This is a genomic window from Acinetobacter guillouiae CIP 63.46, from assembly GCF_000368145.1.
Classification (GTDB): domain Bacteria; phylum Pseudomonadota; class Gammaproteobacteria; order Pseudomonadales; family Moraxellaceae; genus Acinetobacter; species Acinetobacter guillouiae.
In genome coordinates this window covers 1,479,673-1,501,265 of record NZ_KB849283.1, presented here as the reverse complement: position 1 = coordinate 1,501,265, position 21,593 = coordinate 1,479,673, and the positions used below count along the sequence as shown (strand labels likewise).

Annotated in this window: 22 protein-coding genes; 14 read left to right on the top strand and 8 right to left on the bottom strand. The window is 38.4% G+C overall.

Annotated elements, in window-relative coordinates; translation table 11 throughout:
* The first annotated feature begins 207 nt into the window (after window positions 1–207).
* The 4 genes from F981_RS12060 to F981_RS12045 all read left to right on the top strand — a co-directional run bounded on the left by F981_RS12060 (window position 208) and on the right by F981_RS12045 (window position 3,263).
* Window positions 208–591, top strand: coding sequence for an Mpo1-like protein (locus F981_RS12060; protein WP_004721901.1), 384 nt, complete (start codon window positions 208–210; stop codon window positions 589–591).
* Between the two features lie 125 nt (window positions 592–716).
* A complete protein-coding gene (gene thiE, locus F981_RS12055) occupies window positions 717–1,343 on the top strand; it encodes a thiamine phosphate synthase (RefSeq protein WP_004721900.1) in 627 nt (208 codons plus the stop codon).
* A 62-nt stretch (window positions 1,344–1,405) separates the two neighbouring features.
* Window positions 1,406–2,701 (top strand): glutamate-1-semialdehyde 2,1-aminomutase, encoded by a 1,296-nt coding sequence (gene hemL, locus F981_RS12050; RefSeq protein WP_004721899.1) that lies wholly within the window; start codon window positions 1,406–1,408, stop codon window positions 2,699–2,701.
* Window positions 2,702–2,846: 145 nt separating this feature from the next.
* Window positions 2,847–3,263, top strand: a complete 417-nt coding sequence (locus tag F981_RS12045) for a GlcG/HbpS family heme-binding protein (protein WP_004721898.1) — start codon at window positions 2,847–2,849, stop codon at window positions 3,261–3,263.
* Between the two features lie 81 nt (window positions 3,264–3,344).
* On the opposite strand, the gene F981_RS12040 is transcribed toward F981_RS12045, so the two are convergent.
* The 3 genes from F981_RS12040 to F981_RS12030 all read right to left on the bottom strand — a co-directional run bounded on the left by F981_RS12040 (window position 3,345) and on the right by F981_RS12030 (window position 5,456).
* Window positions 3,345–4,409, bottom strand: a complete 1,065-nt coding sequence (locus F981_RS12040) for an amidohydrolase family protein (protein ID WP_004721897.1) — start codon at window positions 4,407–4,409, stop codon at window positions 3,345–3,347.
* 217 nt (window positions 4,410–4,626) lie between these two features.
* Window positions 4,627–5,031, bottom strand: coding sequence for a DUF3144 domain-containing protein (locus F981_RS12035; protein ID WP_004721896.1), 405 nt, complete (start codon window positions 5,029–5,031; stop codon window positions 4,627–4,629).
* Between the two features lie 53 nt (window positions 5,032–5,084).
* Window positions 5,085–5,456, bottom strand: coding sequence for a DUF3144 domain-containing protein (locus tag F981_RS12030; protein ID WP_004721895.1), 372 nt, complete (start codon window positions 5,454–5,456; stop codon window positions 5,085–5,087).
* A gap of 88 nt (window positions 5,457–5,544) precedes the next feature.
* On the opposite strand from F981_RS12030, the gene F981_RS12025 reads away from it, so the two are divergent.
* The gene (locus F981_RS12025; RefSeq protein WP_004721894.1) at window positions 5,545–6,177 is read left to right on the top strand and encodes a hypothetical protein; all 633 of its coding nucleotides are present in this window, start codon (window positions 5,545–5,547) and stop codon (window positions 6,175–6,177) included.
* 232 nt (window positions 6,178–6,409) lie between these two features.
* Here the strand turns inward: F981_RS12025 and F981_RS12020 are convergent, their stop codons facing one another.
* Window positions 6,410–7,669, bottom strand: coding sequence for an MgtC/SapB family protein (locus F981_RS12020; RefSeq protein WP_004721893.1), 1,260 nt, complete (start codon window positions 7,667–7,669; stop codon window positions 6,410–6,412).
* 174 nt (window positions 7,670–7,843) lie between these two features.
* Here F981_RS12020 and F981_RS12015 point away from each other — a divergent pair, with 174 nt between their 5' ends.
* The 4 genes from F981_RS12015 to F981_RS12000 all read left to right on the top strand — a co-directional run bounded on the left by F981_RS12015 (window position 7,844) and on the right by F981_RS12000 (window position 12,266).
* Complete coding sequence (locus tag F981_RS12015) at window positions 7,844–9,601, top strand: type IV pilus assembly ATPase TfpB (protein ID WP_004721892.1); 1,758 nt, start codon at window positions 7,844–7,846, stop codon at window positions 9,599–9,601.
* A gap of 101 nt (window positions 9,602–9,702) precedes the next feature.
* Complete coding sequence (locus tag F981_RS12010; RefSeq protein WP_004721890.1) at window positions 9,703–10,062, top strand: NirD/YgiW/YdeI family stress tolerance protein; 360 nt, start codon at window positions 9,703–9,705, stop codon at window positions 10,060–10,062.
* A 162-nt stretch (window positions 10,063–10,224) separates the two neighbouring features.
* On the top strand, window positions 10,225–10,890 hold the full coding sequence (locus tag F981_RS12005; RefSeq protein WP_004721888.1) for a response regulator transcription factor: 666 nt from the start codon (window positions 10,225–10,227) through the stop codon (window positions 10,888–10,890).
* 41 nt (window positions 10,891–10,931) lie between these two features.
* Complete coding sequence (locus F981_RS12000) at window positions 10,932–12,266, top strand: sensor histidine kinase (RefSeq protein ID WP_004721887.1); 1,335 nt, start codon at window positions 10,932–10,934, stop codon at window positions 12,264–12,266.
* A 198-nt stretch (window positions 12,267–12,464) separates the two neighbouring features.
* Here the strand turns inward: F981_RS12000 and hemP are convergent, their stop codons facing one another.
* Entirely contained in the window at window positions 12,465–12,635 is a 171-nt protein-coding gene (gene hemP / locus F981_RS11995; protein ID WP_004721884.1) for a hemin uptake protein HemP, read from the bottom strand.
* A 140-nt stretch (window positions 12,636–12,775) separates the two neighbouring features.
* Between hemP and F981_RS11990 the strand changes: the two genes are divergently transcribed.
* On the top strand, window positions 12,776–13,687 hold the full coding sequence (locus F981_RS11990; RefSeq protein WP_004721883.1) for an NUDIX domain-containing protein: 912 nt from the start codon (window positions 12,776–12,778) through the stop codon (window positions 13,685–13,687).
* 26 nt (window positions 13,688–13,713) lie between these two features.
* Here the strand turns inward: F981_RS11990 and F981_RS11985 are convergent, their stop codons facing one another.
* Together F981_RS11985 and mrcB are read right to left on the bottom strand one after the other, a co-directional pair.
* The gene (locus F981_RS11985; RefSeq protein WP_004721881.1) at window positions 13,714–14,298 is read right to left on the bottom strand and encodes a tetratricopeptide repeat protein; all 585 of its coding nucleotides are present in this window, start codon (window positions 14,296–14,298) and stop codon (window positions 13,714–13,716) included.
* A 51-nt stretch (window positions 14,299–14,349) separates the two neighbouring features.
* The gene (gene mrcB / locus F981_RS11980; RefSeq protein ID WP_035371597.1) at window positions 14,350–16,743 is read right to left on the bottom strand and encodes a penicillin-binding protein 1B; all 2,394 of its coding nucleotides are present in this window, start codon (window positions 16,741–16,743) and stop codon (window positions 14,350–14,352) included.
* A 195-nt stretch (window positions 16,744–16,938) separates the two neighbouring features.
* On the opposite strand from mrcB, the gene F981_RS11975 reads away from it, so the two are divergent.
* The 3 genes from F981_RS11975 (at window position 16,939) to F981_RS11965 (ending at window position 18,761) form a co-directional block, all read left to right on the top strand.
* Window positions 16,939–17,841 (top strand): NAD(+) kinase, encoded by a 903-nt coding sequence (locus F981_RS11975; protein ID WP_004721877.1) that lies wholly within the window; start codon window positions 16,939–16,941, stop codon window positions 17,839–17,841.
* Between the two features lie 2 nt (window positions 17,842–17,843).
* Window positions 17,844–18,110, top strand: coding sequence for a YeaC family protein (locus tag F981_RS11970; RefSeq protein ID WP_004721875.1), 267 nt, complete (start codon window positions 17,844–17,846; stop codon window positions 18,108–18,110).
* Between the two features lie 186 nt (window positions 18,111–18,296).
* Complete coding sequence (locus F981_RS11965; protein WP_004721873.1) at window positions 18,297–18,761, top strand: hypothetical protein; 465 nt, start codon at window positions 18,297–18,299, stop codon at window positions 18,759–18,761.
* Window positions 18,762–18,788: 27 nt separating this feature from the next.
* On the opposite strand, the gene F981_RS11960 is transcribed toward F981_RS11965, so the two are convergent.
* Window positions 18,789–19,784 (bottom strand): glycosyl transferase family protein, encoded by a 996-nt coding sequence (locus F981_RS11960; protein WP_004721871.1) that lies wholly within the window; start codon window positions 19,782–19,784, stop codon window positions 18,789–18,791.
* A 419-nt stretch (window positions 19,785–20,203) separates the two neighbouring features.
* Between F981_RS11960 and F981_RS11955 the strand changes: the two genes are divergently transcribed.
* Window positions 20,204–21,565 (top strand): dicarboxylate/amino acid:cation symporter, encoded by a 1,362-nt coding sequence (locus F981_RS11955; RefSeq protein WP_004721869.1) that lies wholly within the window; start codon window positions 20,204–20,206, stop codon window positions 21,563–21,565.
* Window positions 21,566–21,593: the final 28 nt, after the last annotated feature.

The window sequence follows — 21,593 nt, the reverse complement described above, 5'->3', positions numbered from 1 at the left end:
TACCGCAATATCGTTACTAATTAAATATTTAGAATGACAAAATTTCCTATTTCGTGACTTGTATGGTCTGGGCAATACTTGAAGTCGCAAATATAGATGAATTGTCAACAGACTTGATATTGAATTTGGCTGTTATTGCAGCATAAAATAAACTAAGCTGATTAAAAATAAAACAGGATGATTAAAAATAAAACAGGATGATTGATCATGAACGCGTATGTTGAGCCTAAATCGGAATTAGAGCAAAACCCGAAGTTTGAATTACCAATTAAAAACTATTCAGAATTTTATCGTTTTTATTTAACTGAACACCGTAGCATGATGAGTCGCCGTTTGCATGCAGCTGGAAGTAGTGTCGGTATTTATTTTTTTAGCAAAGCAATTCGTCAACGTAAAGCAAAATACGTGGTCTATGGACTGCTTTCAGGCTATGCGTGTGCTTGGGTGGGGCATTTTGTATTTGAGAAAAATAAGCCAGCAAGTTTTAAGCAACCACTTTATAGTTTTATTTCGGACTGGCGTATGCTTTCCGATATTGTACGTGGCAATTTAAGTTTAAAAGACCGTAGTCTAGATAAAATTGAGAGCTAATCTTGTCAGTATGGTAATAAATTAAACAAAAAAGCTTAGAGATTTCTAAGCTTTTTTGTTTTTGTCACGTCTTCGCTGAGAAAACTTGCTTATAATCCATTTATTTGATTGTTTGAGAATATTGAATGCGCGGTCTTTACCTGATTACCAACGACGATCCAATCCAATTATTATTAGAAAAACTCGAAGCTGCTTTAAGCACTAAGCAAGTCGCTATTCTTCAGTATCGCCGTAAAAAAGTAGCTCAATCTGACCAAGCCAATGAAGTGAAGCAGATCAAGCAATTGTGTGAAAAGTATCAGACACCATTTTTGATTAATGATGATTTAGATTTAGCTGAACAATTTAGTTTAGGTGTTCATCTTGGGCAGTCTGATGGTGAAATTTCAGATGCAGTGCAACGTTTACCACAAGGTGTCATCATTGGGCGGACTTGCTTAAACTCAATTGAGTTGGCTGAAAAAGCAATCGCTGAAGGAGCACGCTATGTGGCCTTTGGCGCAATTTATGCAACATCGACCAAACCTGAAGCAGGTAATATTGGCCTAGCGACATTACAGCAGGCATCTGAAAAGTTTGATTTACCTATTTGTGCTATTGGCGGTTTAACAGTTGAAAATTCTCAAGCTGTGATTGAGGCTGGTGCTGACCTTTGCGCTGTGATTAGTGATATATTAGCTTTATCAGTTGAAAATATTCCTGCCCGTGTCGCAGCTTGGGCACAGTTATTTGCAGAAACTGCAAAATCTTAATTTGTATCGTGATTTTTTATATCATTTTGAAATTTTAGTATTCTACAGGATTGAGTCGATTTATGAGCCTATCTCCAAAACAAGAGCAATTGTTTAAACAAGCCAGTAAACATATTCCAGGTGGAGTGAATTCTCCAGTACGAGCGTTTAATGGGGTGGGTGGTACGCCAGTATTTATCGAAAAAGCCAAAGGTGCTTATTTATACGATGTCGATGGCAAGCGCTATGTGGACTATGTGGGTTCTTGGGGGCCGATGATTTTAGGTCATGCACATCCCGATATTATCCAAGCAGTACAAGAAGCAGCAGTTGATGGTTTAAGCTTTGGTGCACCGACAGTACATGAAACCACACTGGCTGATTTGATCTGTGAAATCATGCCATCAATTGAATTGGTTCGTATGACCAATTCAGGTACTGAAGCAACCATGACGGCTATTCGTTTGGCGCGTGGTTATACAGGGCGTGACATGATTGTGAAATTTGAAGGTTGCTATCATGGACATTCAGATTCTTTATTGGTTAAAGCGGGTTCAGGCATGTTGACTATGGGTGAGCCAACATCAAAGGGTGTACCTGCTGATTTTGCCAAGCATACGGTGACCTTGCCATATAATGATATTGAAGCTGTTAAAGCTTGTTTTGCGAAATATGGTCAAGAGATTGCAGGGGTAATTGTTGAACCTGTTGCTGGAAATATGAATCTGGTTAAGCCAATCAAAGGTTTCTTAGAAACGATTCGTGAGCAATGTGATCAATACAAATCAGTATTTATTATTGATGAAGTGATGACAGGTTTCCGTGTAGCACTCGGTGGTGCGCAAGCATATTATAATGTAAAACCTGATTTAACGACTTTGGGTAAAATCATTGGTGCTGGATTACCAGTCGGTGCATTTGGTGGAAAACGTGAAATCATGGAATGTATCGCGCCTTTAGGTGGGGTTTACCAAGCAGGAACTTTGTCGGGTAATCCATTGGCTATGCGAGCAGGGATCAAAATGTTTGAAACCCTTCGCCAACCCAACTTCTACACCGATTTGTCTGCAAAATTAGATCAATTATTACAGGGTCTACAAGCGGCTGCGGATGAAGCTGGAATCCCATTCTTTACTCAACAAGCTGGTGGTTTGTTCGGTCTTTACTTTACTGATCAAACTGAAATTAGCAGTTTTGACCATATTTTAAAATGCGATATTGAAGCATTTCGTAAATTCTTCCATGGGATGTTAAATCGAGGTGTAAACCTTGCTCCATCTGCATTTGAGGCAGGCTTTATTTCAGCTGCGCACAGTGATGAAGATATTCAGTTTACCATTGATATGGCTAAACAAGTCTTTGCTGAAATGCAAGCTTAAGGGGATTTAAGACCGCTTCGATTGCTTGAATAAATGAGCAGAATGGACAGTCTTTTTGAATCAAGTTTGATTTAGAATAAAAGCCTGTAGTCCTTAGACTACAGGCTTTTTTGTGATTTTAGACATTATAATTCAGGAAGAAAATATGCAAACCAAACACTATTTAACCTTATCTGATGCAGAGTTTTTATTGAATAAAGCACATCAATATGCAATTGATCATGCTTTTAATGTCAGTATTGCCATCGTTGATGAAACGGGCAATTTATTGGCAATGAAGCGTATGGACGGCGCTTCTGCATTGACATCGAAATTCTGTTTGGACAAAGCCAGATGTTCTGCATTAAGTCGTAGACCGTCAGGATCATATGAGACCCTTATCAAAAATGGTCAAATGGGATTTTTAACCATGCAGAGTGGTTCCGGGATGTTGGAAGGTGGTGAGCCTATTTTGTATCATGGTCAGTTGGTTGGTGCCGTGGGTATTTCTGGAGTGAAATCATTTGAAGATGCTGAAATTGCACGACATGCAATTCAAGCCTTTCTTTCGCAGTTCAATTAAACTTCTATACTTAAAAAATTATGTGTATCAGTAAATAAGTTTGAAGAGGTGTTTAAGTAACACCTCTTTTATCTTGTAAAATTACAAACGATAGAATTGTTTGGCATTATGGTGGAAGATATTTTTCAGTGCATTTTCATCATATTGCATCACAATATCACTAAACGCATCAATGATATTCACCAGACTGGTATTGACCCGATCCATTGGAAAATTAGAGGCAAACATCACCCGATAGGTGCCAAAACTTTCTAAAGCATGCAGTATCAGTGGTGCAACAAGATCAATGATTTGTTGTTTTGAGGCCAGTTGTTTTTTCTTATAAAATTGATGACCAAGCACTGGCATAAATAGACCAGACATTTTGGTATATACATTTGGATAAGCGGATAATTCAGCAATAGCATCTTGCCATTGATAAAAAATATTTTCACGTGCTGTTTTAGATAAGCCTGTATTTTGTCCAATTTTACCAAACAGACCTGCTGGTGTACCAAAGTGGTCTAAAACAATCGAGGTTTCTGGGAACTTTTTTGCCAGCTCAATTACATCGGGAATTTGATGAGAATACACCCAAGCATCAAAACTCAGATTATGTTGCGCGAGTTGTTCAAAGCCTTTTAAGAACTTTTTCTCGGTATACAGGTGCGTGAGATCCGTCCAATTATGCACGCCTTTATCTTCATGAAAGGCAGCCATGCGGCGTATACCGCGCAAACGTTTAGATGCTTTTTGGTGTAACTTTAAAATTTTTTTGAAATTAGGATCACAAGGGTCTGCGGTAGCCACGATGCCACCGAGCTTTACGGTGTTTTCATTAAAGGGTAAGGATTCAATAAATTCTGTTTCACCTACGACACCTTTGCCTTTCTGTTTGGCCCAACTGGCTTCAATATGCACCACTTGTTCGACCGTATATGAGCCAAGATCATGTTTATAGTCTTGTGGTAAATAGGGGCGGGTAATGTGTTCCGTAAGTCCAACCGTTTCAATCAAATCTTTAGCTTTGACTAAACGCACCATTTTATCGAGTAGGAATGGGCGCTTGCCCAAAAGCTTTACCGCAAATGCTGCTGCATGAGGGGTGTTGTAGGGATCCCACTGGTGAATATGTGGGTCAATGATTGGAAAATTCAAATCTTGCATATAACGTCCAAATTGTTATTTATTATCAAAATACAATACATGAATTTTATAAAAGGTGAATATTGTCACTTGGTAAATTTATGGGATAAGGTCATTGGGAGGATCAGTTGATTTTATTGTTTTAGGGATGACTGCCGAAAGATTGTTATAAAAAAATAACCTCATTGAAGAGGCTATTTTATCAATGCTTAGATCAATCTAAGATGATTTATCTCAATCAGTGTTGATGATCATGGCCATCTTGATCATGTTTGTGGGTATGAAAATCTTCGTTTTTACGGAAACGGAGATAATTTTCAAACTGCTCACAATACTCATCATAATTGTCTTCAAGCATCATTTGGAATTGTTGCAATATATAAGACATGACTTGTTCTTTGGCGTCACGCATTTCATCACCATCTTTAAAGGTGTTTGCAGCAACCCAGGTATTAAAACGTGCAGTAGCGAAGAGCATTGCTGAGCTGACTTGTCCACGAAGTTCTTCTGGCTTAGGTTGCTGTCCTTTCGCTGGGCGGCAAAACTCATTGGCTTGTTTGATAAACTCATCCGCACGCTCAAAAAAAACAGCATTTAAAGCTTCTTCTTCGGTGACATCAGTAGCATCGATTTTTTGAGACATGACTTTTCCACATAGCGTATTTCATTGGTGGGCTATTATAGGCAATCCAAGAGTTAAACGAAACGCTTTACTTCTTCTGTATCTGAATTTGCAAAATAGCTGTCAAAATTTTCTTGATATTCATCGAGATGATCTTCAAGCATAAGTTTAAATTGTTCCACATAATAGTCTAAGATGACTTGGCGATCCGCTTTAAAATCTGATGCTTGATTGTAGGCACAAGCTGCATGCCAAATACTATAACGGGCATTGGCATACATAAATGAAGCACTGATCTTTCCAGGATGTGCTGTTAGGTGTGAAACTTGTTGATTTTGATCTGCAAATTGATTGGCGAGAGCAATAAATTCATCAGCACGCTCATAAAAGTATTCGTCAGATTCAACTTCTTCAGTTTCTTCAAAAAAATCATTATTTTCGGACATTATCATTCCTTTTCATAGACTTGTTTCATTGATATAACTATAGCATACTCAAATAGCCTAAGCTTAATAAATACTCAAGGAGTAGATAATGCAAGATGCGATTGCCATACAAAGCTTGAAAAGTGATATTGCATTATTACGCCAAAATATTTGGCCGCCTGTAGACTTGAGCAATGTTGAAGGTTTGCCAATTTATTATGGAACCCAATCCGCAGTAGAGGCTTACTATAAACAGTGGCTTGGGTTGCTTGAAAGGGCACAAACCTTGTATCAACCTTTTATGCAGGATGAGGCTTTAGATGTGGCTCAATTACCCAGCCATTTAAATTTACCTTTGTTCTTTTTTCATGTAGATCGGATTCGAATTAATAAAACCCGTGCCAAAGAATCAAAAACTTTTCGTGGGATTGCTTCACTGGTTGAAAAATGTGGGCAATTTGAACCCAGCCAAATTAAAAATATGTCGCAGTGGTTAAACAGTGATGATACCGCAGCCTTGGTTGCGCATCGTGAATTCATTGATTTAAGAACCTATATTTTTCAATTTGGACAAAGTGAATATACGAGAACACGATTTTATGTGAATGGTTTAGTGCTGAGCACTGAAAAAGATTTTGAATTGGTGGATGCCCGAGATAAGCCGCGCAAGCCACGTAATGATAGCTATGCTGATCCTTTAGCGGATAACAATCTCTGGAAAGTATTTGGTAAATATCGTTAGGCTGTTGTGAAATAGACGGTTGTAGATTTTGTTAAATAGGCTGTGATTTTTAACTTTGTTGTTTTTCTATCTACAAAATAAGATGAGTAAAATATTTTGATGGATTGGAATGATTCAGACGCTGGTCTAAATAAAGATCAGCGAAGTTTGTATTTGTTGATGAGAAATTGATCTTAAATACGTTGATTCAGAAGGGAATGATTGACTTTTTCATCCTTGCAAAAAAGTGCATTTAATATTGAAGAACCCAAACAAAAACGATGATAAACATTGTCATATGCAAAATTTGAATTGGAGCAAAGATCAAGGCATAGCGGCTGCCACCACTTAAAAATGCATTTATCGATTTCGCAATGGCATGTGCTGCTAAACCTAAAACAAAGGCGAGAGATAAGATGTGATTACTCGGTTCTCCCTGAATGACAATCGTGGCCAAAGCACCATGAATTTCAAATAATGAGGCCAAAAGCGTACCTGCAATTAAACCCGCATCGCCCAATAAAAGATTTAACCCATATACACCCGCCTGAATCAAGGTCAAAGACACTGCAATAATGGCTGCTTCTTTTAGACTAAACATACGGCTATCTGTAAGCTGATTATTTTCAATCGGTTGTGTATGACGCATAAACCATAAGGCAAAAATGGTCAGGATCGAAATAGCGATTAGACTGGGCAGTACAATGAGCTTGAACCATGTAATACTGACACCAATCACAATAATCATGAGTTGTAGTAGGGTCGCGACGCAAGACATTAATGCTGCCCCTGCATTGGCTTTGGCATCTGCACGTCCATTTCGGACTTCTAATCCTAAGCTGGCAATGGTTGCGGTACTGGAAACAAAACCAGAAGCAAGCGAAGACAACAGCATGGCATTTTTTGATGACAATAATCGTTTGGCAATATGTGCAAGTGCTTGCACCGCCAAAATTAAGGTGAGTAATTTTAAAATAACATAGGGGTTAAGCACAGCACCCCACAAAGCTTTGTTTGGTGTCAGTGGCAATGCAATTAATAACAATGCCAGTAAGAAAATTCCATCTTTAAATTCAGATTCTGTAATCCATTTTCCAGCAATGCCATGCATAGAATGTTTAGTCATCAACAAGGCGGTGAGGATGACCGATAAACCTGCAGCAAAAGAAATATTCCAAACGCACATTCCACCGATAAAATAAGTGAGGATAAATGCAATTTCAGTGGTTACACCAGGATCATCAGTTTGATTCTTTAAAGAATAAATGACGATACCACCTGTAATGAATGCACCCGCAATGCCAAAATAGGGACCAAACAAAAAGCAAATAGCGCCAAGTAAAGCGCAAATGGCAAATGACCTTAAACCGGCAAAACTATTTTGATTTTCACGTTGCTGACTTCGTTCACGTTCAAGGCCGATAAGTAGACCACAACCCAATGCAGCCGCAATGATGGTGAGGAAATCGGTATAAGAGCCAAATGAAAATGGATATAGCGATATAAAATTCATAGTGCTCTCCAAATAGGACCATGAATTAATAGAATGATTTCAATGTATCGCAAAGTTTTAGAAAAACAAAAGTTTATTTTTTAGCCATGCGTTAAATACATTGTTGAATTTAGAAAATCCAAGAAATACAACAATTAATTTTGTTATAGTAGATTGAGTTTCGGGGATATAACAATGCAATTTAATTTTGAAATCGATACAGCTTGGTGTTTAGAACAATTATTAAAAGATGGTCGTATTACAGAACGTGAAAAACTATTGGTACAAACCACGCATCGACAACGCGATCAGTTGAAGTGGCATCCTCTGCAATGGATTGCCAGCTTTAAGCTCGTCGATGCTAAAAACCCAATAAAAAGACTAACATTGACCACGCTGACAGAATGGTTAGCTGAAAAAGCCGAACTCAATTCATTTACGATTGATCCGTTAAAGGCCGATGTGACTTCACTAACCAATGTCATGTCGCAAGAGTTTGCAATAAGAAATAAAATTTTAGCAGTTGAGGTCAGTGCCGATAAAATTCTGATTGGTACAGCACAGCCTTTTATGACGGATTGGGTACATAATTTAGAACGTAGTTTAAGCCCAAAAAAAATTGAAAAAGTAGTATTAAATCCTGAGTTATTACAACGCTATTTAACTGAGTATTATCAAGTCAGTAAAGCGGTCAGCAATTCGCAAAAATCCAGTGCCTATGATAAAGAAAATAAAGGTGTAGAAGCACTTTTACAATTGGGTGATACCCAGAATCCTGATGCGAATGATCAGCATATTGTGAAACTGGTCGATTGGGTTTTACAGTTTGCTTTTGAGCAAGGCGCGAGTGATATTCACTTAGAACCGCGTAAGGAAAAAGGCAAAATTCGTTTTCGTATCGATGGGGTACTGCATACGATTTATAATATGCCAGCCAATACCTTAACCGCAGTTATTTCACGGATTAAAATTTTAGGTCGTATGAATGTTGCAGAAAAACGTAAACCGCAGGATGGGCGTTTAAAAACACGGACACCGAAAGGGCAAGAAACCGAGCTACGTCTTTCAACATTGCCAACTGCTTTTGGTGAAAAGTTAGTGATGCGTATTTTCGACCCAGAAGTTTTGGTACGAAGTTTTCAACAATTGGGTTTTGATGAACATTTATTGGCACAGTGGCATGCTTTAACTCAACATAGTCATGGCATTATTTTGGTGACTGGCCCCACAGGTTCAGGTAAAACCACCACGCTTTATTCTTCGTTAAAACAATTGGCAACCGAACAAGTGAACGTCTGTACCATTGAAGATCCGATTGAGATGTTGGAACCAAGCTTTAACCAGATGCAGGTCAATCAAGGGATTGAGCTCGGTTTTGCCGATGGTATCCGTGCTTTGATGCGTCAAGATCCAGATATTATTATGGTTGGGGAAATTCGTGACCAAGATACTGCTAACATGGCGATTCAGGCAGCATTAACAGGTCATTTAGTACTTTCAACTCTGCATACCAATGATGCACCATCAAGTCTGACACGTTTGCATGATTTAGGCGTGCAGCCTTTTTTAACCGCTGCAACGATTTTGGGAGTATTGGCTCAGCGTTTAGTGCGTAAGCTTTGTCCACATTGTAAGCAAGAAACCTTTATCAATGAACAAGAGTGGAAGCATTTGACATTTGGCTATCAGACCAAAATGCCTAGTTTTGTATATAAAGCAGTTGGATGTGAGGAATGCCGTCAAACAGGTTATAAAGGTCGTGTCGGGATTTACGAGTTTATGCCGATTAGCCTTGAAGCAAAGCAGCGAATTAGTGCGGGCGTGACTTTAGATGATTTAAAAATGCAGGCAAAAAAAGAGGGTATTGAACCATTAAGAATTGCTGGTGCGCGTAAAGTATTGGAAGGCGTAACAACGTTGGAAGAAGTCCTCAGAGTTGTGCCTTTAAATTAATTTTGACTTAAAAGAGCAAATGAAGAAATCCTAAGATTCACCTCATATTGGTTTGTTTTAATGCTTCTATCGAAACGATGAACCGATATGAGGACACAACAATGAACGTCATTGCGAAAACAATTTTAACCACAAGCTTGATTGGTTTAACAAGTTTTGCTACTGCAAACACAGCGGTAAATCAATCAGCGCTTACACCAAGTTTAACCACAGTAAAACAAGCGTTAACATTGAAAGATGATACCAAAGTGCAGCTTCGTGGCAACGTGGTTAAAGCAATCGGTGATGAAAAATATCAATTCCGTGATAGCACAGGTAGCATTACTGTCGATATTGATGATGAGTTATGGCAAGGTAAACCGATCGCAGCAAATGCTACAGTGACATTGTTTGGTGAGGTCGATATCGACTATAAACCGACAAAACGTGTAGAAATTGATGTGGATGCCGTGAATTTTTAATTATTTTATCCATTAAAACAAATCACAGCAGATTCTCGTTATATTCTCTAAGACTACATGTGTATGCATGTGGTCTTTACCTATGTTCAACAAGTATAAACAGCAACAAACTGCAGATTTTATTTTGATCAAGGCTTTATCTGCCTAAAAGAGAGATGGTCTATGCGAATTTTGCTCGCTGAAGATGATAGTTCACAAGCTGAAAGTATTAAATCTTGGTTGGAAATGGATGGCTACAATATAGATTGGGTCGAACGTGGTGATCATGCAATTTTAGCCATTGAACAGCATCAATATGACTGTATCTTATTAGATCGTGGTTTGCCCAAAGCCACTGGCGATGAAATTCTTAAACTGTTAAAACGTCAATTTCCAGAAATTCCAGTGATTTTTCTTACCGCAAGAGATAGTATTCAAGATCGTGTGCAAGGTTTGGATCTCGGCGCAAATGATTATTTGGTAAAGCCTTTTAGTTTAGAAGAATTATCTGCTCGAGTACGGGCACAACTCAGACAAACCCAAGTCACAAATTTACATGAAATAAAATATGAAAATTTAGTATTAGATACTCAAGCGAAAACGGTATTTCAGGATCAGCAAGTTGTTCATCTCACCGCAAAAGAATTTCAAATTTTATATAAATTGATGCAAAAGCCTGAACATATTGTGACACGTGAGCAATTGGAAGAATCACTTTATGCTTGGGGAGATGAAATTGAAAGTAATGCGATTGAAGTTTATATCTATCAATTGCGTAAGAAGATCGGTGGACATTTGATCAAAACAATTCGTGGCTTGGGCTATCGTATGAATAAAGAGCAAGATTGAGTATTTCACCGAGTACTTTTAATAATTTCAATAGGATGAATATGACCCAAGCAGTATCACTACAAACCAAGCTGATTAAGACTTCAATGCTCAGTTCAATTGTGGCAGGTATTTTTGCGCTTATACTTCTGGTCAGTCTTTCGATTTATCACAACATGAACGTACAAGATGAAATCATGGATGAAGTTGCAGATATGCTTCTGATCTCAGATTTAAGTGCGACGTCTGGTTTTCAATTGGATGAGTTAAGTGATGAATTTGATATTCAATATCGATTGATGAATGGTCAGGTGATGCTGACCCAATCACCTGAATTTGATTTGCAACAAGGTCAAGCCAATATCCTGTCTAAACACGAAGACAATGGATATGCATTTATTTGGGCAGAAAATAAGTTGTTACGTAGCTACCGAGCGATTGATCAGGATTCTCAGTTAAGCGTCTATGTTGTACAGCCCTTAAGTGTCCGTTTTAAAGACTTATTGCAAAGTTTTATCAGCTATTTATTGGTTTTATTGAGCTTATGGTTGGTGCAATGGCTGATTTTACATTTCTCAGTTAAAAAACAATTTAAATCTATTCAACTGCTTTCAACAGAAATTGCAGAGAAAAATGCCAATGATCTCAGCTTAATTCAGCAACAGCCTGCATTTAAAGAACTTGAGCCGATGGTCAATCAGCTCAATCAAATGCTTGCGCGACTGGATCAAGCTTTAATTGCTGAACAACGCTTTACCGCAGATGCATCACATGAATTACGTTCGCCACTTTCTGCGATACAGATGCGTTTGCAGTTATTACAACGCAAATATGCCGAGGTCCCTGAGATTTATCAGCAACTCAATAGTATTCAAAATGATGTGAATCGAGGAACGCTGGTTCTTAAAAATCTTTTGCTTTTAGCACGATTAGATCCAGCGGATGCCAGTGAATTACCGAAGACTTGGATAAGTCTAGAGCAAATGACTCAGCATGTGCTAAATAGTTTAGATCCTTTTATAGACGAAAAGCAGGTTCAGATTCGTATTCAAAGCGAAGATGTTCAGGTCTATGTAAATGAAGAATTACTTTTTATTTGTATTCGCAATCTTGTAGATAATGCGATTCGTTATACGCCAGTACAGGGCAATATTTATATTCAGATTGGACCTTTAAACAATAGCAATAGCTTTGAAATTCAAAATGATGGTGAGGGTATTCCTCAAGACATCTTAGATCGTTTAGGTGAACGTTTTTACCGAGCGTTGGGGACCAAAACACAAGGTTCAGGCTTAGGTTTATCAATTTGTAAAAAGGTGATCGATCTGCATCATGGACAGATTCAGTTTGCTGCTTCCGAATATGGCGGTTTGAGCGTTTGTGTTTTTTTACGTTAAAGCTGTACGATTGAATCGGTTATTTTTATTGCGTGTTTAGCATTTCATTAGATCGTTTTACAGAGTTACAGAGATAGGTTGTTGTATAAAAATCTATAGATAAGCATTAAAAATCAGCTGACAAAATTAAAAAAGCAGTATGCGCTGATTCATACTGCTTGTTCCCACGTTTTTTGTTTTAACTTAATGTTTTTATAGTTATTTGGTCAAAATTAGACGATTGTTACGTGTTAAACGTAAGCGATATTCTTCTCCAGCATGCATGATGCGAATTTCGCGCCCTAATGCAAATAAGTTATTTGAATGTAACATCGGAAGAGATTGGTGAGCTTCAGTGTTACGTGTGAATAGGCTAAAAGGTGCGTTCATTATTGTTACTCCGTGTGGGGTGCTGTCTAAGTGATTTAAATGATAATCATTATCGAATAGGTCTGTCAACGATAATTTTTATCATTTATAAAATTTCTATAATTGCTTACAATTCATTAAAAATTCAGGTGTCGATTTTTGTGTCTAAACCCAGTATTCATGTGGCTATCGCTTTATTACTTTATCGTGGGAAAGTGTTGGTCGGTTGGCGCAATGCGGATCAGCATCAGGGCAATAAATATGAATTTCCTGGCGGCAAAATTGAAGCAGGGGAAACGCCTGTTGAAGCATGTCGTCGAGAGATCTTTGAGGAAGTGGGAATTGGCATCCAGCAATGGCATGCTTTTGACGTGATTCATCACGTTTATGATGACGTTGAAGTGTTTCTCCATCTTTTTCATGCCACTGTTCCTGAACAATATTTGCATGATATTCAGAAACCTTGGACATGGTATGGGCGTGATCAACTATTCGCGCTGAATTTCCCCAAAGCCAATCAAGCGATTATTCAACGCTTGTACTGGGCGCATCAAATTAAAATCTCCGACAATCTTTCAGCGTTGAATATAGAAAAAAAACGAGCTGACAACCCTCAATTTTTTTATTTTAGAACGACTGCAGATCAGATTGCTGTAACACAAATTTCGCAGTTAGCTGCAAATGCCTTATCTCGCTTGATCATCAATATAGAGCTATGGCAACAGTTGCCTGAACATCTTCAAAAAAGTATAGCTGCTGTACATTATAAACAGCATCAATTGATGGATTTACACATCGAGCAGTTACCAATCGGTCTACGCTGTATAGCAGCATGTCATGATCTGGTATCTTTACAGCGAGCACAGACATTGGGTTTTGATGCTGTGATTTTAAGTCCAGTATTTGCAACCCAGACCCATCCTGAAGCCAATGCACTTGGATGGGAAAAATTTGCTGAATATGCCAAGACCTGTGATTTACCGGTCTTTGCATTGGGGGGATTAAGCCAAGCTGATTTAGTGATTGCACAACAGCATTATGCATACGGGATTGCTGGGATTCGAAATTTTTAATCGAGCAGAGGTATTGGCTTAAACAGTTATAAGCGTTGTAACTGTTTTTGCGCTTCTGCGATGCTCTGTTGATTTTTTAATTGCTGAGCAGCCTGCAAAATAACATTCCAAAAGGTTTTCTTCTGGGATGGACTTTGCGCATAACTTAAACCACGTCGCGCTAGAGATTCAGCATTTGCATATTGTTTCTTCTGATTGGCAATTTGAGCCAAATACGAGAACACTTGTGCTGATTGTGGTGCTATACGTTGTGCATGGATTGCATAACGTTCAGCTTCATCCCACTGGCCTTTTTGATATGCCGTTTGAGTTTGTTGGATGAGCTGTTTAAAGGCTGGAATATTTTCCCCATCCTCAAATTTTTGCGTTTGAGGTTTGGATTGCGGTGCAATCACGACAGGAACTTTTTCACGTTTAATTTCAGGGCGTTCATAAGGGGTAATTTTTACTCCATCTGGTGTAGCAACCCGATGGTCTGGCTGTTCAGATTTTGGCTTTTCAACAGATTTGCTCGGTTTAGAATTTTGTTGGGGTGTTGTTTGACACCCAGCCAAAGTTAATATTCCGCTTAAACTTAGAATATAAGCGATTGTGCTTACATTTCGTTTCATCACAAATTCCTATTTAAAAGCCAATTTACCCGTATATCCAACATGTTTAGATTAGTTGTTATAACTACCACTTGAGATCACATGACCTCTTGAGTCCTGATCTAAACTGTCTTCACTTTCGCGAATATAGTTTTCTATACTATCACTTGAATGCGGCTGTGAAGTGTTTTGTTGCGTATCAGGTGTGGATTGAGGATCAACTTGATAATATGGCATGCCGCACTCTGTCGCACGATTAGGAACTGTGTGACGTAATAATGGAATATATAGTGCGCCTTCACAGCCTTGTGCTGAAAGCTCCCCAGTTCGAGAGTCAATCCATTGCCATGAAATATCATCTGTTTGACGTAAATTCACTGGTTTTTGGCGTAATTGCTTCATGACATTGATCCAAACAGGTAATGCACCAGATGAACCTGTAAGTCCAGTGATTTTATTGTTGTCTAAGCCTAACCACACCACTGCTAAATTATTGCCTGAATATCCAGCAAACCAAGAATCACGGGTATCGTTGGTTGTACCAGATTTGCCCGCAAGTTTGAGATCAGCTGGTAATGTGTTGTAAGCCGCTTTACCTGTACCTGCAGACATGACTTGTTGTAAGCCAAAGTTCAATAAGAAGGCAGCAGAAGGGTCTATGGTCTGTTGTACATTTAAACCAAAACGCTCCAATAAACGACCATTAGAATCTACAACAGTACGAATCGCTTTGGTTGGATATTTAAATCCACCTGTTGCAAAGTTACCATAAATACTCATCACTTCCATTGGCGACATATCAACCGCACCAAGGAAAATAGACGGGTAGTTTGGAATCTTTGAGGTCACGCCAAATTTAGACAAGTTATTGCTAAATGTAGAGATCCCGAATTCGTTCCCTAAACGTACAGCAGACAAGTTATATGAGTTTGCTAAGGCTTGAGACATCGGAACATAGCCATGACCTGTTCCACTATAGTTCTTTGGTGTCCAGGTTTGATTACCACTGAAAGGTAAACTAATTGGCGCATCTTCAATTGGTGATGCCCAGTTATAACGACCTGATTCCAACGCGCTTAAATAAATCACAGGTTTAAGCAAAGAACCCACTTGACGTTTAGCATCTACAGTACGATTAAAGCCAGTAAAGTCTTGGGTTGAACCAACAGCGGCAATCAATTCGCCATTTTCAGGACGGGTAACTAAAACAGCGCCTTGTAGGTCTTTTAGTCTTGCTGGGTTCGCATTGGCTAAACGGCTCACCGTTTCTCTAAAGCTCTTTTGCACTCTAGTTTGTGCAATTGGATCAAGTGTCGTAAAAATTCTTAAGCCTTGATTGGTTAAATCTGATTCTTGGTATTCGGTTTTAAGTTGACGACGTACAATATCTAAGAAGTCTGGGAAGCTTGCTGTACCTAATGTTGGTTTACGAACCACATTGAGCGGACGTGCAATTTCTTTTTCATATTGCGCTTGGTCTAAGTATCCCATCACCAACATATTGTTCAGCACAATATCTCGACGTTTTTTTGCGCCTTCAGGATTTTTCCAAGGGTTAAATAGGGTAGGCCCTTGAACTAAACCAACCAAAAATGCTTGTTGTGAAATATTTAATTCACTGAGTGGTAAACCAAAATAGAATTGTGAAGCCAAGCCATAACCATTGACAGAATAGTTACCACTTTGACCTAAATTCACTTCATTCAAATAGGCTTCTAAAATTTCGTCTTTGCTGTAATGAAGCTCTAATAACAGCGACATCAGGGCTTCATTTACTTTACGTTTTAAGGTCTTTTCAGGGGTTAAGAAAAAGTTCTTAACCAACTGTTGCGTCAGTGTTGAACCACCTTGACGTTTACCACCAGTCACATTACTAAGTAAAGCACGCGCTGTACCACGGAATGAAATACCATGATGACGATAAAAGTTTCTATCCTCTGTGGCGATTAATGCTTCAATCAAAGGTTTAGGAACTTTATTTAATTTGATGAGGACACGGTCTTCATTGTGTTGCGGGTAGATACCACCAATTAACATTGGCTCTAGACGTGCGATTCCAGTATTGGTTGGTTTGGTGGCTTTTACATCTGTAACTGTATCACCAGCAAAGGTCACTTGTAGGACTTGTTCTGGATCTACACTGTCACCAAAGTCAAAGCCACGTGTATGTACGTAAATTGTATTCGGTTGGGTAATATAGGTTCCCGATTTGGTATAGCTATCACTGTTTTTATAACCGAGTAATTTGAGTTCTTGTTCAAACTCTATTTGAGCAATTGGCGCAGTTGCATAGATTTCTAACGGGCGAGCGAATACTTTCGCAGGGATATCCCAGCGATTGCCTTCAAACTTATCTCGAATAACATTGTCGAGGCGAATTAAGTAGACGCTAAATGCGAGAAATACTGCAATAATTAATACACAAAAAATCAGTGCAATTAAGCCTATACCACGTTCGGTCTTCATATACAGATAATAATACCCAAATTTATTTTCGCTAATCATGCGAAGCTTTTCTTAATTTTGCAATAATAAATCTGTGAAATACACAAATTTAAAGGCTTTTTAAACATTCTCGTTATTTTTCGTATATGAATGATTTTATAAACATATACTGAGAGTGTTATTATATCTCAGAATTTCAGTGGAGCTACCGCATCTGTGCAAATTTCACCAAAGACCTTTCGTAATATCGGTTTAATTGGAAGACCAGATAAATCATCTGTGGTTGATACGCTTTGTCTTATACACGATCATTTATTAAGTTTGGGTCTACATCCAGTTTTTGATACAGCTACAGCACAACTTGTACCTTATACCAATACACAAACTGTCAGTAAGAATCTGCTCGGTGAAGTGGTTGATTTGGTTATTGTCGTGGGTGGTGATGGTTCTTTATTACATGCTGCACGTGCATTGGTAAAATACAATATTCCTGTACTTGGGGTAAACCGCGGTCGTTTAGGGTTTTTAACAGATATTAAACCCACTGAAGTGCTGTTTAAGTTAGATCAAGTTTTAAAAGGTGAGTTCCAGCTTGATCGTCGCTTTTTATTGGAAATTGAAATTCGCAGTAAAAATGAAATAATTTATGATGCAATTGCTTTGAATGATGTGGTACTTCATTCTGGTAAATCTGTACATATGATTGATTTTGAGCTGAACATTGATGGGCAATATGTTTATCGCCAACACAGCGATGGTTTAATTGTATCGACTCCAACAGGTTCAACGGCATATGCCTTATCTGGTGGTGGACCGATTTTACATCCAAGTATGGATGCAATTGCTTTGGTTCCAATGCACCCACATACGTTGTCATCAAGACCGATTGTGGTGGGTGGGCAAAGCGAAATTAAGATATTGATCCGTGAAAACCGTGTGTTGCCGATGGTCAGTGCCGATGGACAGCATAGCGTTTCATTAAATGTCGGTGATAGTTTGCATATTCGTAAACATCCCTTCAAACTAATACTTTTACATCCACCAGGTTATGACTTCTATATGGCTTGTCGTACTAAACTTGGCTGGAATCAAGATTTTGATTCTTTTCAGCGGGATTGACCATGAATATTGAACAGATGCTTTCTATTTTAGATGCTGACATTGTTGAGCGTTTAAAAACTGCGGTAGAAATTGGTAAATGGCCAAATGGTGTGGCGTTGACTGCTGAGCAACGTCAAACCTGTATGCAAGCAGTGATTGCTTGGGAACATCAGAATATACCTGAAAAAGAGCGTACGGGTTATATCGATAAAGGGCATAAAGAAGAAGGTGAGGAATGTGATTCGCATGTGCCTGAGCCAGAATTTAAACCGATTCGTTTTATCTAACTGAGCAAAAGATCCCTTGAATCACAGAGTAGTTTCACTTTGTGATTCAAACACTCAATTTAAAAAACAATAAAATTTAAACTGTTTCAATCATGATGATATTAAAACGATAACTATGTTAAAACGAGAAGTGCGTAATAAGGTGATAAAGATATTCAGCATAATAAAAACGATAAAGAGGTTAAAATGCTCAAGCTGCTCAAAACAATAAAGCGACTAAAAACAATAAAGCTTGCTCGACTCAGTTTATTCTGTATCACTGCAATTTCGACCAGTGCATTCGCTGAGCGAACAAGTGGTGCAAGAAGTATTCAATGTTTATTAGATGTTACTGTAACCGCAAGTCAAAATTTCCAAACGCCAGTCACACAATATACATCAATTAAAAATGATGGTTATCCCATGCTGTTAATTGGTATCAAGATCCGTAATGCTTATACAGCCGATGCATCAAAAAAGATAAAAACCCATCATCTGTATTGCTCCAGTCTGATTGGAAAGCAAAAAGATGCTTATTTATCTGGTCCTTATCAACCCAATAATATCGACGTCAAAATGGGTGATCAGTTGCAACTCATCAATATTCATTCTTCAGGGAAAAGTTATCCTTATTGGGCTGATTTTTATTTTATCCAAAAGCGTGATCAATAACGTTCACGCTTGTGTTTAAAGATGAAATTAGAAACGCGTGTTCCAAAGATGCTTTGCTTTACTCATGGCTTCTGGATAGTTATTTACAATACCCATGGTATATAAAGCAATGCCCATTGTTTCAGTGATGGCAATTTCTCCATATTCATGTGCTTGTTGGCCTTCCCAAACCGCTTTAAAAACAGCGAGATCAAGCTGTTCTTCTGTTGGGCTGCGGTTATCGGTTAATTTAGGCAATTCATGTTCATAAAGTTCACCATCTTGAATGCCACAGATGAGGGTTTTGGCATCAGGATTACGCTCAAACTCGCCACCTTCACCTTTAATCACAGCACTATTTTTATAACCTAATTGAAAGGCAGCTTGTTGGTGCGAACTACGATAAGCAGGGTGGAAAATTGCCTGTAAGGTTGCTTTGGCATTGAATGGATTAATCAAACGAGCCAGTGTGTGAATCGGGGAGCGTAAACCCATCACATTCCTAAGATTGATCAAATCTGCCAAGATCGGAGAGATCACATTTAAAGGCAAATAAGCAAAATTTTGGATGTCTAGTTGCTGTTTGACTTGTGCTTCATTTTGGCAAATTGGAAAGCCCAAGTATTCTAAGACTTGTTCAGTATACACACGGTTCATGGTATGACCTGATGCACCATGCATCACGATCTTATAGCCATGCTTTGAAAGTGTTAATGCTGCCAATAAAAACCACGGGTAATGTTTGCGTTTACCTGCATAAGATGACCAATCTAAATCCACAGCAAGTGGCTGAAAATTCAATTGGTCTTTGGTCGCTTGGACAAAACCTGTCAGTTCATCTACAGACTCTTCTTTGACCCGAAGCAACATTAAAAATGCGCCAAGTTGTACGTCTAAGACTTCATTTTTCAAAATCATTGAAAAAGCTTGGTAAGCTTCATCATAAGTTAATGATCGTGCACCATTTTTCCCTTTACCGACAATTCGCACAAACTGCGCAAAAGGATGTTCAAAGTCTTTATAAAGATTGCGTTTTGTATTCATGTCAAATGGATCAAGGGAGAGGAGACAGTGGAATACACTATGCCATAAATGGATCTGAATCGTATAGATATAGATGATATTAGACTAAGGTCTAAGCATAAATTGCACAGATGTTAGGCGAAATTAACATTTGCATAGAGATTGATCATCAAAAATTAATTAAAATAGACTTGAAGAGCGTTTTATTTTTTATCTCCTGTTCTGTATTTATTCTTTTGGCCAAGGTGCTAGAGAGAATAAATCTTAAACATCGTCATTCGTTGTCATTGTTTTGGAAAACTTTCGTTTTCTGAAGGGATTTTTATTTGCTAAAAACCAACTTCTCAGAAATTTTTATCGAGATTTTGGACTGTGTCAGCAAATGGTAGCATTAACATTGGATATTTCTTCAAACAGAAATATAGAAAGAAGTAATTATCATGGCTAAGAAACCGCTGTATAAGTCACTCTATTTTCAAGTGATTGTTGCCATTATTTTGGGTGTGATTGTAGGGCACTACTTTCCAAGTGGTACTCAATTGATCAATGGTGTAGAGAAAAGTGTTCCAGGTTTAGGCGAACAACTCAAACCTTTAGGTGATGCTTTTATTAAGCTCATTAAAATGATTATTGCCCCTGTGATTTTCTGTACCGTGGTCAGTGGGATTGCGGGCATGGAAAGCATGAAATCAGTAGGTAAGACTGGTGGTATTGCACTTTTATACTTTGAAGTCGTGTCTACCATTGCCCTGATTATTGGTTTGGTTGTTATCAATATCGCCAAACCGGGCGTTGGTATGAATGTTGATCCTGCGACTTTAGATACCACAGGTATCAGTAAGTATGTGGAATCAGGTGCATCACAGTCTACTGTTGATTTCTTTTTGCATATCATTCCAAATACCGTTGTGGGTGCATTTGCAGAAGGTGAAATTCTACAAGTTCTTTTATTTGCCTTATTGTTTGGTTTTGCATTACATAAACTGGGCGATGCTGGAAAACCAGTATTAAGATTAATTGATCAAATTTCGCATGTGTTCTTTAACATTGTGAATATGATTATGAAACTTGCGCCAATCGGTGCCTTTGGTGCGATGGCATTTACCATTGGTAAGTATGGGATTGGTAGCTTAGCGCAACTTGCACAGTTAATTCTTTGTTTCTATATCACATGTTTGTTGTTTATCTTTATTATTTTAGGTTCGATCAGTCGTTTCTGCGGATTTAGCATTTTAAAAATGATTCGTATGATCCGTGAAGAGTTGTTGATTGTGTTGGGTACATCATCTTCAGAATCTGTATTACCGCGTATGCTGAAAAAGCTTGAAATTGCTGGCTGTGAAAAGTCTGTGGTTGGTTTGGTGATTCCAACAGGTTATTCATTTAACCTTGATGGTACCTCTATTTATTTGACTATGGCGGCGATCTTTATTGCACAAGCAACCAATACTCAACTGGATATTTGGCATGAAATTACTTTACTTGCAGTCTTGTTGATTTCATCAAAAGGTGCAGCAGGTGTAACTGGTTCAGGCTTTATTGTAATGGCAGCAACTTTGGCTGCTGTAGGCAATATCCCAGTCGCTGGTTTGGCTTTGATTTTAGGTATTGACCGTTTCATGTCTGAAGCACGTGCATTGACTAACTTGGTGGGTAACTCTTTGGCAACGATTGTGGTTGCGAAGTGGGTTGGTAAGCTAGATGTTGAGAAGCTAAATGACGCTTTAAATAATCCGGCTGAAGTGGATCGTAAAATGCTTGAAGAATCAAATCAACCTCAATTGGATTTGCAAAAGTCTTAATTTTGTTGTGTTGTGAATCAAGGAAGCT